We start from the raw sequence: 16336 nt of genomic DNA, 5'->3' as shown, positions 1-16336 counted from the left end.
GAATAAAAAATACCTTTGATAAAAAATAAAATCATGTCACACGCACTTATTCACATCCTAAATAATGATTGTCCACATTGTCTAAAAGGAAAAGTATTTAACGAAAAAAATATTTTCTTAAACGTTGGATTCCCAAAAATGAACCCATATTGTCCTCATTGTCATTTCAAATTCGAAAAAGAACCTGGCTATTTTTTTGGTGCTATGTATGTAAATTATGGTTTGACGGTCGCACAAGGAATAGCAACTTATTTAATTGCTCATCAATTTTTCGCAGAAACTTTTGATTTAAGAATCATTGGGATTATTACAGCAGTAATATTATTTATGGCGTCTTTCAACATTCGTTTATCAAGATTATTATGGATTTATATGTTTAAAAACTATTCTATTTAAGAGAAGAACAACACACATTAAAGTCACAAGGCATTAGCTATTGAAACTTTCAACTGCAATAAAAATGGCACACAGATGACACGGATTGAACTGATTTTACACAGATTTCAACTAATTTTTTAACGGATTTATTTAAAATCCGTTCTAATCTGTTACATCAGTAGAATCCGTGGCTAATAAATTATTTAGCCAAATAGGAAAATAATATTTATTTTTCTAAAGCGAATGCCATTCTAAAATCATCTTTTCAAAAAAAATTCCAAAAAAAACCTTAAGAAATCCCAACTTATAGAAAATTACATTTTCATTTTTTTATGTTTGTAAAAACAAACACTTGTAAATGAAATTATTGATCGTTGAAGATGAACCTAATTTGTTATCCGTTTTAAGAAAAGGATTTACCGAGAACAACTTCGAAGTAAGTGTCTGTCTTGACGGAGAAACTGCGTTGGAAATGATTCAGAACAATGATTTTGATGTAGTGATTTTGGATGTAATGCTTCCGAAAGTTAACGGAATTGAGATTTGCCGAAGATTAAGAGCCATCAAAAACTTTGTTCCCATTCTTTTATTAACAGCATTGGGAACTTCTGAAAACATCGTTAACGGATTAGAAAACGGCGCCGATGATTATTTGGTTAAACCATTCAAATTTACGGAACTTAATGCAAGAGTGATGGCTTTGGCAAGAAGAGCCAATTTAGATACTCAAAAACCTGACATTATAAAACTAGAGGATTTAGAAATAAATGGAAAAACCAAGTCGGTACATCGAAATGGAAATCCAATACTTTTAACGCATAAGGAATTTAGATTACTCTATTATTTAGCCAAAAATAAGGGAACAATCGTTTCCCGAAATCAAATTCTGGACAATGTTTGGGACATCAGTTTTGACATGAACACCAATGTTGTAGATGTGTACATTAATTATTTGAGAAAAAAAATCGACAAACCTTATAACACCAAAATGATTCAAACCATAAAAGGTTTTGGTTATTTATTACAGGCTGAAAATGAATAATATCAAGAAAAAAATCACCTATTCGTACGTTATACTCTCTACATTTAGTACTGTACTTCTGTGCATATTGGTGTTTTTTTTATTTAGAAGTAACAACCAATATTATTTTTTAAAACGACTTGAAGATCGCGCCAAAATTGTTGCTTCGATTCACTTCCAGAAAGATCCTGAAAAAATTAAGTATTACAAGCAGCTTAAAAAAAATGGTTTAGAAGAATTGATTCAAGAAGAAGATTTTGTACTAAAAGTAAATAGTCAAAACACTTTTGAATACAACACCAAATTAAACTTACCCAACGAATTTTATACTAACGTTTTAAAAAACGGAAAAGAATCCTTTGAAATAGATAACAAATATTACTTGGGTCAAATTTTTACGGAGAATGGCCAAAAATACATTGTAATCATTGCAGCAGTAGACCGAAAAGGACATCTTACAACCGTTTATATTTCAAGAATTATGATTCTTGGAATTGCCATTTTCTTGATTATCTCTTTTTTTCTAGGACGATTATTAGCCAAAAAAGTAATAATTCCTGTCTCCAATATAGCCAAAGAAGTAAAAAGAATCAGTGCTTCCAATTTATCCCGAAGACTACAAAATGATGGACATACAGGCGAAATAGCCGACTTGACTTCGACCTTCAATGATATGCTCGATCGATTGGAAACATCATTTGAAATTCAGACTAATTTTATCAATAATGCTTCTCACGAATTAAAAACACCTATTACCACCATTATTGCCGAGGCAGAAATCATGCTTCTCAAAGACCGTGAAAAAGAAGAATATATTACTTCATTAGAAAATATTTACAGACAAGCTTCTAAATTAGGAAGTTTAACCGAGAGTCTTTTAAAACTTACTCAAACGGGTTATGACGGAACCAAACAAGTCCAAAATGTTGTTCGCATGGACGATTTGTTATTTGAAGTAAAAACAGACTTAGATACTTTTTTCCCAGATAATAAAGTAAGCATCAAACTAGATATTTCTGCAAAAGACAGCAATTATTTATCCATTCCATGTAACAAAAACTTATTAGAATTAGCTATAAATAATATTGTTGCCAATGGGGTAAAATACTCGGATAATAAAGAAGTTTTTGTTAATCTTAGTGCTACCAAAGACACCATTAAAATTGTAATTAGCGATATCGGAATCGGAATCCCATCGGAGGATATTCCACACCTTTACGAGCCTTTTTTCAGAGGAAAAGAAGCAAGTAAATATATTGGTTACGGTTTAGGACTCCCATTAGCTATGAAAATCATCCGAATGCATAATGGCGAATTGCAAATTCAATCCGAGAAAGACAAAGGAACTATCGTGACTATTTTGTTCAAAAAAACCAACATTAAAAATTCTAATGTCAATTCTTAGGATTTTCTAATGTTATTTTAAACTAGCTCTAATGTAGCTAAGATTACTTTGTAAGTACAAAAAAACAACCGTACTTATGAAAAACTTTTTAATCCCTACCCGACTAACTTCTGATACGATATCAGCAGTCAAAACAGCCATTAATCATTCTAAAAATGGAAATACAAAAATCATTCTATTTTTAGTTACTGATGAAATTGATTCATTCTCGGCGGCACAATATCTAAGAGAACAAGACAGTCAAATAACCCATAAAGAAATGGATGTATTAGACAATTGTCGTGATCTAATTGAACTTTTTCCTAATTGCAAATTAGAATTCAAGCGTCAATCTGGAATCTCGTCTCCGCTTTTAAAAAACTTTTTGCATTTACATTCCGTTGATTTAATTCTCCTTACAAAATCAATCATCACAAGTAAAAAAAGTGTACACATTAATTTGATACATAGTATTGAAAATCAAAAAATACCAATTTTACGTCTCATCAATGACTCTACGACTCAACTGAATAAAGCGATTTATTTAGAAAATGCTTTTTCCCGATTAAATATCGATGACATTCAGCAATATATGCATGATCAATTTCCATTGCAAAAAATCAGTCAAGTCCTAAAAAAAGAACAGGAAACGTCTGAGTACACCAATCTTCTTTTGAACGATATCTTATCAAAAAATGATATTGATTTTGTAATTGAAACCCGTACTTCAGAACGGTCAAAAATTAAAAAGAAAAACGAACTGAATCAACATTTTGAAATTCCCGTTTTATCATTGCATGAAGAAACCGTTTAAAACAATTACATTATGTTACTAAAAAAGAAAATACCACTAAAATACATACTAGGCAAAATTAAATATGAACTTATAATAGTACTAGTATACACCTGTTTATTTGATATTTTTCATCGGTTTAATCCTGAGCTAAATACTGAAATACCATTGGCAATCCCATCTGTTATTGGAACCGTAATTTCGTTATTACTTGCCTTTAAATCGAACCAAGCGTATGACCGTTGGTGGGAAGCTAGAATTGTTTGGGGAGCGATAACTAACGATTCAAGAACCCTTGTTAGACAAATCATAACCTTTTATAAGGATCCTATTTTTTCGATAGAATCGAATAATTTTATCGAAAAAATAGCAAAAAGACAAGCTGCCTGGTGTTATGCTTTAGGAAATGCGCTTCGTGGTGAAAATGTATACAAACCTATTGAAGGCTTACTTTCTGCAGAAGAATTAGACTATGTAAAAAGACATAAACACGTACCCAATGCATTATTAATGCTTCACGGAAAAGATTTAAAAGATGCTTTGGATGGAGAAAAAATTAATATGTATCAACAAATCGAATTAGATAAAACATTGACTCGTTTTTGTGATCAAATGGGTAAATGTGAACGTATTAAAACGACAATATTCCCAACTACTTATGGATTATACATTCACATGACTATCTATTTATTCATTATGATGTTGCCTTTTAGTTTACCAACTATGTTGCGTACTTTAGAAATTCCATTAGTTACCATAATAGCAGCAGCCTTTTTCTTGGTTGAAAAAATGGCTATTCATCTACAGGATCCATTCGAGAACAAACCAACAGATACGCCTGTTTCTACTATTGCCAAAAACATTGAGAAAAATTTAATGCAAATGGTAAATGAATACAATGATGAATTTTCAAATCAATCGGATCATTTCGAATCCAATACATATCCTAAGAAAGCAAAACCCAAAATGGAAGACTATTATATTTTATAGTTAGTATAATTAAGTTTTCCCTAGAGCCTGTAGGAACAACGTTTCTTGCAGGCTTTTTTTTATGATTATAATTTTACAAATAGTTAAATAATCGTACTTTTGAAAGAATGAAGGCCATTCTCGAAAACATCAGCAAACACGTTACTTTAACGCCACAAGAGCAAGAACTTTTTCTCTCTAAAACAGAAACAAAGCAATACAAGGCCAAAACCGTTTTGCTTAATGCGGGAGAAGTTTGCAAACATTCATATTTTGTAAATTCTGGTATTTTGCGCAGTTTCAATATTAATGACAATATTGTGGAGCATGTTTTGAGTTTTGCCTGTAGTGGCTGGTGGATAAGTGACATGTATAGTTTGCTTTCGCAAAAACCTGGAAACCTTTTTATTCAAGTTATCGAAGATGCCGAAGTAGTTATATTATCCAAAGAAAACCAAGAAATTCTATATAAAGAAATACCTCAACTCGAACGCTTTTTCAGGATTCTGACTGAGAATTCATTGGTAGCACATCAACAGCGCCTGATGGATAATTTGAGTTTAACCGCCGAGGAGCGTTTTGAAAAATTTTGCACAAAATACTCGGACTTAATTTATAATGTTCCTCAAAAACAAATTGCTTCTTATCTTGGTGTGACTCCTGAGTTTTTCAGCAAAATGAAAAGCAAAATGTTGCGGAAATAAAACTTAACGAATACTAATATAAAAAACCAAATAACCACAAGGGGATTTTATTTCCAATGCCGTATTCAATATCGTCTGAAACTACGAAAGCATTATCAATAAATTCAATTTGTTTTGCTTTTTTGTCTTTACCTCCTATTTCAAATGTAAATTTTTCATCAACCAAAAAATCTCCTTTATCAGTATAATTGAGTCTATGACGATGATTCAATTGATTTGCAAAAAATGTTTCACGCAAATTTCCAATATTAGTATTTTCTCTTGACAGCAAGTAAGCTAAATTGGTGTTCTCTAAATAAATTTTAGAAGGCTTTTGTAACCTACTAATGCCAGATGCTTCTTTAAATAAATTATGAGTAAGCCCAATCTCATCCAAATAATGCAAATAACTTAATAAGGTTGCTCTATTAATATTTATCTTTTCACTCAATTTACTAACGTTAGGAACAAATGGAACCGACTCAGCGATGATTACTAATAACTGTTTTATTTTACCAATATAAGATAGTTCTACATTGCGAAGTAGTGGAAGTTCTATTTCCAAAATCATATTGACAACCTCTGCTAATCGCATAAAATATAATTCTGGTTGTTCACGATAAAAAGGATAATAACCTTGTTTTAAATAATTTTCAAAATATTGAAAAGGCCTTATCTGATTATTGATTTTCCGCGCTTCCTCTTTGTGGTCAGTAAGTATCTGATCCAACGAAAGAATATCAAAAATCTGCCCTGTTTCTACTGCTATGAATTCACGAAACGAAAATCCCTGCATAGTATAAACTACTGCTCTACGGCTTAAATCGGCACGAGCATTAAGAATTTCAAGCAATGAAGAACCTGTAAACACAATTTTGAGCTCAGGATATATATCATAGATATTTTTGAGCTCTTGTGCCCATCCTTCATATTTATGCACTTCATCTAAAAAAAGATATTTTCCCCCTCTACGTTCAAAATCCTTCACTAATTCTAGAAGTGAGTTTTTATGAAACCAAGTAGTATCTAAACTCACATACAATGTTTCATTCAATTTATCAGCAAGATGCAACTTTATATATTGTAACAAAAGCGTAGTCTTACCAATTCCTCTTGCTCCTTTTATCCCTATTAATCGGGCGTTCCAGTTAATTTCATTCATTATAGAACGAACAAAATCTACCGAAACATATCGCATTCTTTGCTCAAACTGATTGTTTAAATCCTCCATATCGTTTTCTTAATTAAACAAAAATACAATATTTTGTTTACTTCACTAAACAATTTCAAGCAAAAAATAAATAACAAACTAAACAAAACATTAATCCTTACATTATTATTATCATAATTATAGCACTCGGTATTTTAGAATTACACTTTCTTAATCTAGGTTAAGTGCCTTTTGCTTACAACTGATGTAAATTTGTATAACAAAAATCATTAAATTTATATATCATGGCAACTACTACAGTTTTACACAAAGCAGATACAAGAGGACACGCAGATCACGGATGGTTAAACGCTTATCATAGTTTTAGCTTTGCTAGCTGGTACAATCCAGATAGAGTTCAATTTGGAGCATTACGCGTTTTAAACGATGACACCGTTGCAGCAGGAATGGGTTTTGGAACACATCCACACGACAATATGGAGATTATCACTATTCCTTTAGAAGGTGATTTGGCTCACAAAGACAGTATGGGAAATACTGAAACCATCAAAACTGGTGATATACAAGTAATGAGCGCGGGAACTGGAGTTCAACACAGTGAATTCAATCCAAATGCAGATCAACGCACCAAACTTTTTCAAATTTGGTTATTCCCAAAAGTGAGAAATGTAGAACCTCGTTACCAACAAATCACTTTAGATACTACTGAACAAAAAAATAATTTTGCTCAAATATTATCCCCAAATCCTGATGATGATGGTGTTTGGATTCATCAAGATGCTTGGTTTCATTTAGCTGATTTTGAGGCAGGTTTTGAAAAACAATATGAATTGAAAAAAGCAGGAAACGGTGTTTATGCTTTTGTAATTTCTGGAACCATAACTATTGACGGTCAAGAATTAGAAACTCGTGATGGTTTAGGTATCACTGACTTCAAAACTTTGGATATTAAAGCATCCACAGACGCAAAATTTCTGTTAATGGAAATTCCGATGGCTTATTAAATAGATACAAAGTTTCTGAGATACTAAGATTCTAAGCTATTAATCTTATCATCTCAGAAACTTAAAAAAACTTAAACTCTTAGCGACTTAGAAACTTAGCAACTCAAAAAAAATGAACGAAGAAGTACAATTAGAATTAACTGATAAAAACGGTTTTTTCCATATAGATGTGAATGGTAAGACGGAAGCAAAAATGACTTTTGTATTTGCTGGTCCAAATAAAATTATCATAGATCATACTGAAGTAAACGAAGGAAACAACGGAAAAGGTTTTGGAAAAAAAATGGTAGCAAAAGCTGTGGAATTTGCTCGCGAAAAAGACATTAAAATTATTCCGCTTTGTCCTTTTGCAAAAAAAGTTTTTGATAAAACTCCCGAATTTAGAGACGTTTTATAATCCTCATAAAAAACAAACCTTATGGAAAATCTATTAGAGAATGACATTACCGGAAACATTGGAACACAAAAATACCTGTGCACTATTGCTTGGCGCAATGGAAAATTACTAATGGATGAACCTGAGAATGTTGGCGGAAATGATTTGGGCCCAGACCCCTTTTCGACTTTATTGGCATCGTTAGCTGGTTGTACTTTATCTACTTTGAGAATGTATATTGATCGAAAAGGCTGGGATATTCCAGAAATAAATATTTCGCTAAATATATCTCAAGAAAATGATACTGAATTAACAACAACGATTAGTCGTTCTATCAGCTTTCCAGGAACCGTTGATGAAGACACCAAAAACAGATTATTAATTATTGCCGAAAAATGCCCGATTTCTAAAATATTAAAAAACAAAATACTAATCAATACCACTATATAATCATGGATCCAAAAGACATCAAAAAAGAATACACCAATGGTGAAGTGACGATTGTGTGGGAATCAGGAAAATGCATACATTCTGCCATGTGTGTTAAGAACAATCCAGATGTTTTTCACCCAAAAGAGAAACCTTGGATTTTACCCGAAAAGTCAACTTCTGAAAAAATAATGGACACCATTAACAAATGTCCATCAGGAGCACTGAGTTTTTACCTCAACAAAAAAGATTAATCCTCATTCAATTTCCGAATCACTTTGGCAGGATTACCCACTGCCAATGAATTTTCGGGAATATCTTTGGTTACTACCGAACCTGCGCCAATTACGCAACCGGCTCCAATGGTCACTCCTGGGCAAATAACAGAATTTCCTCCTATCCAGCAATCATCTCCGATGGATACAGGTTTTGAACTTTCGACAGTTCTTCTTTCAATAGCATTAAGCGGATGCGTCGCTGTGTAAATATGCACACCGGGAGCAAAGAAAACATTGTTCCCAATAGTCACTTTCATTGTATCCAAAACCACACAATTGACATTGAAATACACATTCTCCCCCGAATGAATATTATACCCATAATCACAATGAAATGGAGGTTCGATGTATAACCGTTTATGAGAATTAGGCATTAACTCCCGAAGAATAGCTCGTGATCTTCCATTCATCAAATATTCGGTGACATTCAATTTATGCAATAATTTTTTAGCTCTGGTTCTTTCTTCGGTTAGCTGTTTATCATTGGCAAAATAGATTTCACCCAAAAGCATTTTTTCTTTTTCGGTCATTTTAAAAAATTTATAGAGTATCCCTAAACTCGATTGGCACTTTTAAAAGCAACAAAATCAGTTATTTTAAAAAAAATAAAACAATAATTAAGTATTGTAATCAGGGATAAAGATAAGCATTTGGCATTTTTGTAATCTACTCAAAAATTAATAATAGTTAATCAAAATCGAAACGTTAACAAATCATCAATAAAAAGCCATAAAATTATTGTTTCAAGAGTATTAACACGTATTTTTAATAAATTATTATCAATAAAATTCGTTAAATAATGTTTTTTTTTCAATATTTGTATAAACAAAATATGTCATAAAAAAACTTCTTATGTCCATAAAAATAGCCATTTCACATAAAACAACATATAAATTTGACCGAAGCGTTAAATTATTCCCACATGTTTTCAGACTTCGCCCAGCAGTACATTCTCGAACTCAGATTGAAGGATATACATTTAAAATTAGCCCAGATAATCATTTCATAAATTGGCAACAAGATCCTTTTGGGAATTATCAGGCTAGAATTGTTTTCCCAGATAAAATTAAAGAATTAAAAGTCGAAGTCGAAGTCATTGCAAAACTTCAAGTCATCAATCCATTTGATTATTTTGTAGAAGAATATGCTCAGAAGTTTCCATTTAAATATGACAATGTACTCGAACAAGAATTAATTCCTTATTTGAAATTAAGTGAAGAAAGTCCAACTTTTTTAAAATTTATTGAACAAATAAAACTAAACGATTCTTTAGAAATAAATGATTTTTTAGTTTACATGAACCAAGTAGTTTATAAAACACTTACTTACAATCTGAGAATGGAAGTTGGTGTGCAAACTCCAGAAGAAACATTAAGGCTAAAAAGTGGTTCTTGTAGAGATTTTGCTTGGTTATTAATTCATATTTTGAGGCACTTTGGCTTAGCCACACGTTTTGTTTCTGGTTATATCGTACAATTAGCACCAGATGTCAAATCTCTTGATGGCCCATCTGGACCCGAAAATGATTTTACCGATTTGCACGCTTGGGTTGAAGTGTATCTCCCTGGCGCTGGTTGGATTGGGCTCGATCCTACTTCTGGACTTTTTGCCAGTGAAGGGCATATTCCATTGTGTTGTACTCCGCATTATGAAAGCGCTGCGCCTGTAACTGGAGCAACAGAAAAATGTGAAGTAAGTTTTGAATTTGAAAATAAAGTAACCCGAATTCATGAAGACCCAAGGGTTACCAAACCCTATTCTGATAAACAATGGGAAGACATCATGGAAGTTGGAAATGTCGTTGAAAATGATTTAATTCAAGGGGATGTTCGTCTAACAATGGGTGGAGAACCAACCTTTATTTCTATTGATGATTTTGAGGGTGCCGAATGGAATACCGCCGCCGATGGGCCACTGAAACGAAAACTAGCTTATGATTTAGCATTACGTTTAAAACAACGATTTGCTCACGGAGGTTTACTGCATTTTGGACAAGGAAAATGGTATCCTGGAGAATTATTCCCTCGTTGGCAATATGGGTTATACTGGAGAAAAGACGGATTCCCTTTATGGAAAAATGATGCTTTGGTAGCCAAAGAAGGAGAAACCAAATTCACCTTTCACGATGCTGAAAAATTCGCAACCGAATTGACCAAATTCCTAGGAATTGATACTAAAAATTTATTACCAACCTACGAAGACCCTATCTATTGGGCGCTTGAGGAAGGAAAACTTCCAGTGAATTTGGATCCATTAAAAGTGAATTTAAAAGATTCTATTGAACGCCATAATCTCGCAAAGGTTTTAGAAAAAGGGTTGAATAATCCATCAGGGTTTGTTTTACCAATACGAAAAAATTACTCTTGGGATAATTGGGAAAGTTGTGCATGGGAATTTAGAAGAGGAAATTGTTTTTTAATTCCTGGAAATTCTCCTATTGGTTTGCGTTTACCTTTAGACTCCCTGCCAAAAGTCTCCAAAAACAAGAGAGAAACAGTTGTTGACAGAAGTTTATTTGAAGATTTACCTCCATTAGGTGATTACTCTGAAAAAGTAAAAAAACGTTACGGAACTATTGCAAAGATTTTCGAAGCAATTAAAAAAGTAGCTTCCAAAAAAGAGGATAAAAAGAAAGAAGACTCCACCGTATTCGAAGTTGACACTTTCATTACCGCGATGTGTGTACAAGAACGCGATGGCATGTTATATGTTTTTCTCCCACCAACTGATTATTTAGAAGATTATATTGACTTAATTACTTCGATTGAAAGTACTGCCGAAAAGCTACAAATGCCCGTAAGAATTGAAGGATATCAGCCAAAAACGGATTACAGGGTAGAAAAAATGATGGTTACTCCAGATCCAGGTGTAATTGAAGTGAATGTACATCCAGCCAAATCATGGCAAGAAATTGTAGACAACACAACAGCACTTTACGAAGAAGCATTCTTAACTCGTCTTGGTACTGATAAATTTATGGTTGATGGTCGTCATACAGGAACTGGCGGAGGAAATCACGTAACGTTAGGTGCAGAAAGACCCGAAGACAGTCCGTTATTGAGAAGACCTGATTTATTGCGAAGTTTAATTACCTATTGGCAACACCATCCAGTTTTGAGTTACCTTTTTGCTGGACCTTTTATTGGACCAACGAGTCAAGCTCCACGTATTGACGAAGGCCGTGATGAACGCCTATATGAAATGGAAATTGCTTTTGAACAAATCCCAAAAGACAGAGAAGTTCCTTTTTGGATGGTGGATCGAATTTTTAGAAACCTATTGACTGATATCACAGGAAATACACACCGTACCGAATTTTGTATCGACAAATTATACTCTCCAGATTCTTCAACAGGACGTTTGGGAATATTAGAGTTACGTGCGTTTGATATGCCGCCGCACAAACATATGAATTTAGTTCAGAATTTATTAGTTCGGGCTTTGGTCGCAAAATTTTGGAAAAACCCTTACGAGAAAAAATTAATTCGTTGGGGAACCGAACTGCATGATAAATTTTTATTACCTCATTTCGCTTATTTGGATATGATTGATGTCGTAAATGATTTAAAAGATGCCGAATATAATTTTGACATTTCATGGTTTGATCCTTTCTTCGAATTTAGATATCCGCATCATGGTAATGTGACTATTGATAACATCCAGTTAGAAATTAGATTAGGAATAGAACCTTGGCACGTACTAGGAGAAGAATTGTCTAGTTCTGGAACTTCTCGATTTGTAGATTCTTCTTTAGAGAGATTACAAGTAAAAGTTTCAGGAATTGTACCTGATCGTCATATTTTATTATGCAAAGGCTGCCGAATTCCGTTAAGAAGCACTGGAACCAAAGGAGAATATGTAGCAGGAATACGTTATAAATCATGGAACCCACCATCCGCATTGCATCCTAATATTGGAATTGATGTACCGCTTGTTTTTGACTTAGTAGATACTTGGAACAATAAAGTAATTGGTGGCTGTACTTATTTTGTAACACATCCTGGTGGAAGAAGTTTTGATAGTTTCCCCGTGAATAGTTTTGAAGCCGAATCAAGAAAAATAAGTCGTTTTTGGGATTTTGGTCACACACCGTCTTCAGCACTTGAGGATGTCGAAAAAGAGAAAGAGATGATTGCCAACAGCACTGCAACTTCTCGTTTTTTAATAGAATCTAAATCTGAACTAAGACTTGATACACCAATAGAACTTATTAATCCTGAATACCCTTACACTTTAGATTTAAGACATTATTGGAAAGCAAAAGAATAGGATAATTGCATTGTTGTTCGCTTTAAAAGCCATTATTTTGCCAATTATTAAAAAGCAATTCATTTACAATTAACAAAATGATTCAAGATATTTCATTGGGACTACTCCATTCATATAAAGAAAAAATTAATTCTTACGACGAAGTACTTGACCAAAATGGTGAAATTAAGCCATATTGGAAAGGGCTTTTTGATACCTTAGAATCTATTGGCATCCATGAATTAGAATTACGCAATCAAGAAATCGTAAAAAAATTAAAGGAAAACGGAGTTACTTACAATGTTTACGAAACCAATAAGGAGTCTAATCGTGCTTGGAAACTGGACCCTATTCCATTTCTAATTCATGAATCGGAATGGAAAACTATAGAGCAAGGATTAAAACAAAGAGCCATTTTATTAGATTTAATTTTAAAAGATCTTTACGGCCCTCAAACTTTAATTAAAAATGCCATTATTCCTGCTGAATTAGTTTTTGATAATGCTGGTTTTTTACTGCCTTGTTTTGACATTATTCAAAAGCAAGACAAACGATTATTGAATTACGCAGTTGATTTAGCTCGGGGTCCCGATGGTAAAATGTGGCTATTAGATAATAGAACTCAAGCCATTTCTGGACCAGGATATGCACTCGAAAATAGAATTGTAATGAGTAAGGTTTTCCCTGAACTCAATGAAAAAACATATCGAAAAAGGCTTTCTCCTTATTTTAATCAATTACAACAAACCGTTGATTCCTTAGGAAATAATAGCAATGAAAATCCAAATGTGGTTTTCTTGACTTCTGGTCCTGGAAACGAAACTTATTTTGAACACGTTTATCTTTCTTCTTTTTTAGGGTATACATTAGTACAAGGAAATGATTTGGTGGTTAGGGATGGTTTTGTTTGGCTAAAATCTATCGATCAACTCGAACGGGTAGATGTAATTATCAAACGATTGGATGACGAATGGTGTGATCCACTAGAATTACGTAGAGATTCTCTACTCGGAATTGCTGGTTTATTACAAGTGATTCGTTTAGGAAATGTTACCGTTTTAAATCCTCCGGGAACGAGCATATTAGAAAATTATGGATTGATGGCTTTTATGCAAAATGCCTGTAAATTTCTACTCAACGAACCTTTACTAATCAGTTCGATTGCTACATGGTGGTGCGGACATACCAAAGAATTAAACTTTGTTTTGGCTAATTTACCCAAATTAATCATAAAGAAAACCAATCGAAAACAAGGTTTTAGATCCATTTATGGGCGTTTATTAAACAAAGAACAGCTTGAAGATTTAAAAAAACTAATTCTCAAAAGCCCAAAAGATTATGTGGCTCAAGAAGAGGTAAGTTTATCTACCACTCCTGCCTTTATTAACGGATCAATAGAACCAAGATATGCCGCAATTCGTGCTTTTTTAATAGCCGACGGAACCAATTACAAAGTGATGCAAGGCGGCTTAACACGAAGTTCCGCGGTTAAAGATAAATTTGAAATTTCAAACCAATTTGGCGGAATTTCAAAAGACACTTGGATCATAACTGATGCACCAACAGAATATCACGAAAAAACAGTTGAACGAAAAAACACCAACAATCAGCTAAACAATTCATTGACCAGCCGTAACGCCGAAAACTTATTTTGGTTGGGACGCTTGTGCGAAAGAACAATGGCGCTGCGTGGTTTTCTAAAAATAATATTGAATAGACTTAATGAAAACGTGGTTAAACACGGCAACAAACAACCTGAATTCTTAATTGTTTTGTTAAAATCTGTAACCCATCTGTCTCAGACCTATCCGGGATTTGTGGGAAAAGAAGCCAAAGACGGAGAAACAATAGACAACGAAGCCATTTTTGTAAATCCGATTACAGAGTTACTTCTTTTGATAAATGATTCAAAAAAACCAGGTTCAGTTGTTTATAATATGCAATCCTTACTAAATACTATTAATCAGGTTAGTGAAAAATGGAATCTTGATACCAGACGCATCATTAATCTACTAGAAGACTGTCAAATTTCGCTTAAAAATACTAATACCAATACTATTAACCATGTCAATCAGGCTTTAGATAAATTACACATTCGACTTTTTTCTTTCTATGGCAACATATATGAAACACTACCACGAGATAATGGGTTTTACCTAATGGAAGTAGGGAAAAATGTAGAACGAATTTTATCTTTGGTTTCTGTATTTCGTTCCACTTTCAATTACAAAAAAGAGGAAGAAGAGGAAGCTGTTTTGATGGAAGCTGTTTTGGAATACCACCATTTATTAGCCCAATATCGAAATATTTACAAATCGCATTTGAGTTTGAAAGCAGTAATTAATATGGTGTTTTTAGAAAAAAACTTACCTTATACCCTATCTTTTTTATTGGATATCCTAACAAAATATCTTTCTAAATTACCCAAAACCAATGAACCGAATCGATTGAGTATTGCCGAAAAATCAGCTTTAGAAGCAAGTACACTTATTAAGTTAATCGATGCCGATAGTTTAATACAAGTAGATGAGGCGACACAATTTCGTCTCAATTTAGACAAAACGCTGGAGGATGTTTTCGAATTGATTTCAAACGTTTCCAATAACTTATCTAGTTTGTATTTTAATCATTCTGTGATGCAACATTCTGTTTTAGACACCCTTGAAAATATAGATACTGATGAAATATAAATTAAAACATCAAACGCTGTATACCTATGTAAATGAGGTACACAATTATCAAAGTATTTTGTGTCTTCAACCGCAAAATTCTACAAAACAAACATGCACAAATTTCAAAATAGAAATTGAGCCTAAACCTTCAAAAATATATTCTCGAGTGGATTATTTTGGAAATACTCAGCATTATTTTTCGCTTCATCAATCACATAAATCGTTAAAAGTTACGGTTTCTAGCGAAATCGAAGTATTAGAGAACGTGACACAGCTAACTTTAAACACAATAACTTGCGAAGAAGCTAGATTAAAATTCACAACCGATCGCGCTCTCAAAATTGAAGTTTTACAATATCAATTACCTAGCCAATTCATAACTTGGGATGAGGAAATTGTCGCTTTCGCTGAAAGCTGTTTACTTCCAAACACACCTCTTTTTGAAGCAGTATTAAATTTAATCAAAAAAATATATACTGAATTTCAATTCAAATCAGGCTCGACAAATGTCAATACACCTATAAAAACTGTTCTTAAAGAACGAAGAGGAGTTTGTCAGGATTTCTCTCATTTAGCAATTGCAAGTTTGCGTAGCGTTGGTATTCCTGCCCGATATGTGAGTGGCTACATCGAAACATTACCTCCGATAGGGAAACCAAAACTAGAAGGTTCTGACGCTTCACACGCTTGGATATCGGTTTATATCCCCGAAATGGGCTGGTGCGAATTCGATCCAACCAATAATATGATTCCGCAACAACGTCATATTGTAACCGCTTATGGAAGAGATTTTGCTGATGTATCGCCTTTAAAAGGAATTATTTTTAGTTCAGGAGATCATAAAGTAAAAGTAGAAGTAGATGTGATACCTTTAAAATAATTTACTATCAAAAAGCATCCTCTTTTAACGCCACGAAAGCTATCAATACT

General features: G+C 33.2%; 15 protein-coding genes. 13 read left to right on the top strand and 2 right to left on the bottom strand.

From position 1 onward, the window contains the following. The first annotated feature begins 33 nt into the window (after positions 1 to 33). The 6 genes from ACUN3A_RS12000 to ACUN3A_RS11975 all read left to right on the top strand — a co-directional run bounded on the left by ACUN3A_RS12000 (position 34) and on the right by ACUN3A_RS11975 (position 5249). Complete coding sequence (locus ACUN3A_RS12000) at positions 34 to 396, top strand: DUF983 domain-containing protein (RefSeq protein ID WP_445551525.1); 363 nt, start codon at positions 34 to 36, stop codon at positions 394 to 396. Positions 397 to 736: 340 nt separating this feature from the next. Next, entirely contained in the window at positions 737 to 1420 is a 684-nt protein-coding gene (locus ACUN3A_RS11995) for a response regulator transcription factor (RefSeq protein WP_100842190.1), read from the top strand. Beyond that, on the top strand, positions 1413 to 2804 hold the full coding sequence (locus tag ACUN3A_RS11990) for a sensor histidine kinase (RefSeq protein WP_445551524.1): 1392 nt from the start codon (positions 1413 to 1415) through the stop codon (positions 2802 to 2804). The genes ACUN3A_RS11995 and ACUN3A_RS11990 overlap by 8 nt, the downstream gene beginning before the upstream one ends. Before the next feature lie 76 nt (positions 2805 to 2880). Further along, positions 2881 to 3597: a hypothetical protein gene (locus ACUN3A_RS11985; protein WP_445551523.1), complete on the top strand. Its 717-nt coding sequence runs from the start codon at positions 2881 to 2883 to the stop codon at positions 3595 to 3597. Positions 3598 to 3609: 12 nt separating this feature from the next. Beyond that, positions 3610 to 4566 (top strand): bestrophin family protein, encoded by a 957-nt coding sequence (locus ACUN3A_RS11980; RefSeq protein WP_445551522.1) that lies wholly within the window; start codon positions 3610 to 3612, stop codon positions 4564 to 4566. Positions 4567 to 4673: 107 nt separating this feature from the next. After that, on the top strand, positions 4674 to 5249 hold the full coding sequence (locus ACUN3A_RS11975) for a Crp/Fnr family transcriptional regulator (RefSeq protein WP_445551521.1): 576 nt from the start codon (positions 4674 to 4676) through the stop codon (positions 5247 to 5249). Between the two features lie 13 nt (positions 5250 to 5262). Here ACUN3A_RS11975 and ACUN3A_RS11970 read toward each other — a convergent pair whose 3' ends face one another. After that, positions 5263 to 6459, bottom strand: a complete 1197-nt coding sequence (locus tag ACUN3A_RS11970; RefSeq protein WP_445551520.1) for an ATP-binding protein — start codon at positions 6457 to 6459, stop codon at positions 5263 to 5265. A gap of 224 nt (positions 6460 to 6683) precedes the next feature. Here ACUN3A_RS11970 and ACUN3A_RS11965 point away from each other — a divergent pair, with 224 nt between their 5' ends. From ACUN3A_RS11965 to ACUN3A_RS11950, 4 genes are all read left to right on the top strand, one after another. Next, a complete protein-coding gene (locus ACUN3A_RS11965; protein WP_445551519.1) occupies positions 6684 to 7403 on the top strand; it encodes a pirin family protein in 720 nt (239 codons plus the stop codon). A 112-nt stretch (positions 7404 to 7515) separates the two neighbouring features. After that, entirely contained in the window at positions 7516 to 7800 is a 285-nt protein-coding gene (locus ACUN3A_RS11960; protein ID WP_445551518.1) for a GNAT family N-acetyltransferase, read from the top strand. 21 nt (positions 7801 to 7821) lie between these two features. Continuing rightward, the gene (locus tag ACUN3A_RS11955; protein ID WP_445551517.1) at positions 7822 to 8229 is read left to right on the top strand and encodes an OsmC family protein; all 408 of its coding nucleotides are present in this window, start codon (positions 7822 to 7824) and stop codon (positions 8227 to 8229) included. Positions 8230 to 8231: 2 nt separating this feature from the next. After that, a complete protein-coding gene (locus ACUN3A_RS11950; RefSeq protein ID WP_445551516.1) occupies positions 8232 to 8462 on the top strand; it encodes a (4Fe-4S)-binding protein in 231 nt (76 codons plus the stop codon). Here ACUN3A_RS11950 and ACUN3A_RS11945 read toward each other — a convergent pair. After that, positions 8459 to 9016, bottom strand: coding sequence for a sugar O-acetyltransferase (locus tag ACUN3A_RS11945; RefSeq protein ID WP_445551515.1), 558 nt, complete (start codon positions 9014 to 9016; stop codon positions 8459 to 8461). The two genes, ACUN3A_RS11950 and ACUN3A_RS11945, sit on opposite strands and share 4 nt — an antisense overlap. 322 nt (positions 9017 to 9338) lie before the next feature. Here ACUN3A_RS11945 and ACUN3A_RS11940 point away from each other — a divergent pair, with 322 nt between their 5' ends. From ACUN3A_RS11940 to ACUN3A_RS11930, 3 genes are all read left to right on the top strand, one after another. After that, positions 9339 to 12755, top strand: coding sequence for a transglutaminase family protein (locus tag ACUN3A_RS11940; protein ID WP_445551514.1), 3417 nt, complete (start codon positions 9339 to 9341; stop codon positions 12753 to 12755). A gap of 77 nt (positions 12756 to 12832) precedes the next feature. Beyond that, positions 12833 to 15424, top strand: coding sequence for a circularly permuted type 2 ATP-grasp protein (locus ACUN3A_RS11935; protein WP_445551513.1), 2592 nt, complete (start codon positions 12833 to 12835; stop codon positions 15422 to 15424). Then, positions 15414 to 16286: a transglutaminase family protein gene (locus ACUN3A_RS11930; RefSeq protein WP_445551512.1), complete on the top strand. Its 873-nt coding sequence runs from the start codon at positions 15414 to 15416 to the stop codon at positions 16284 to 16286. The genes ACUN3A_RS11935 and ACUN3A_RS11930 overlap by 11 nt, the downstream gene beginning before the upstream one ends. The last annotated feature ends 50 nt before the right edge of the window (positions 16287 to 16336 follow it).

It is taken from the genome of Flavobacterium sp. WC2509 (genome assembly GCF_052683105.1).
This window is presented reverse-complemented; position numbering and strand designations above follow the sequence as displayed.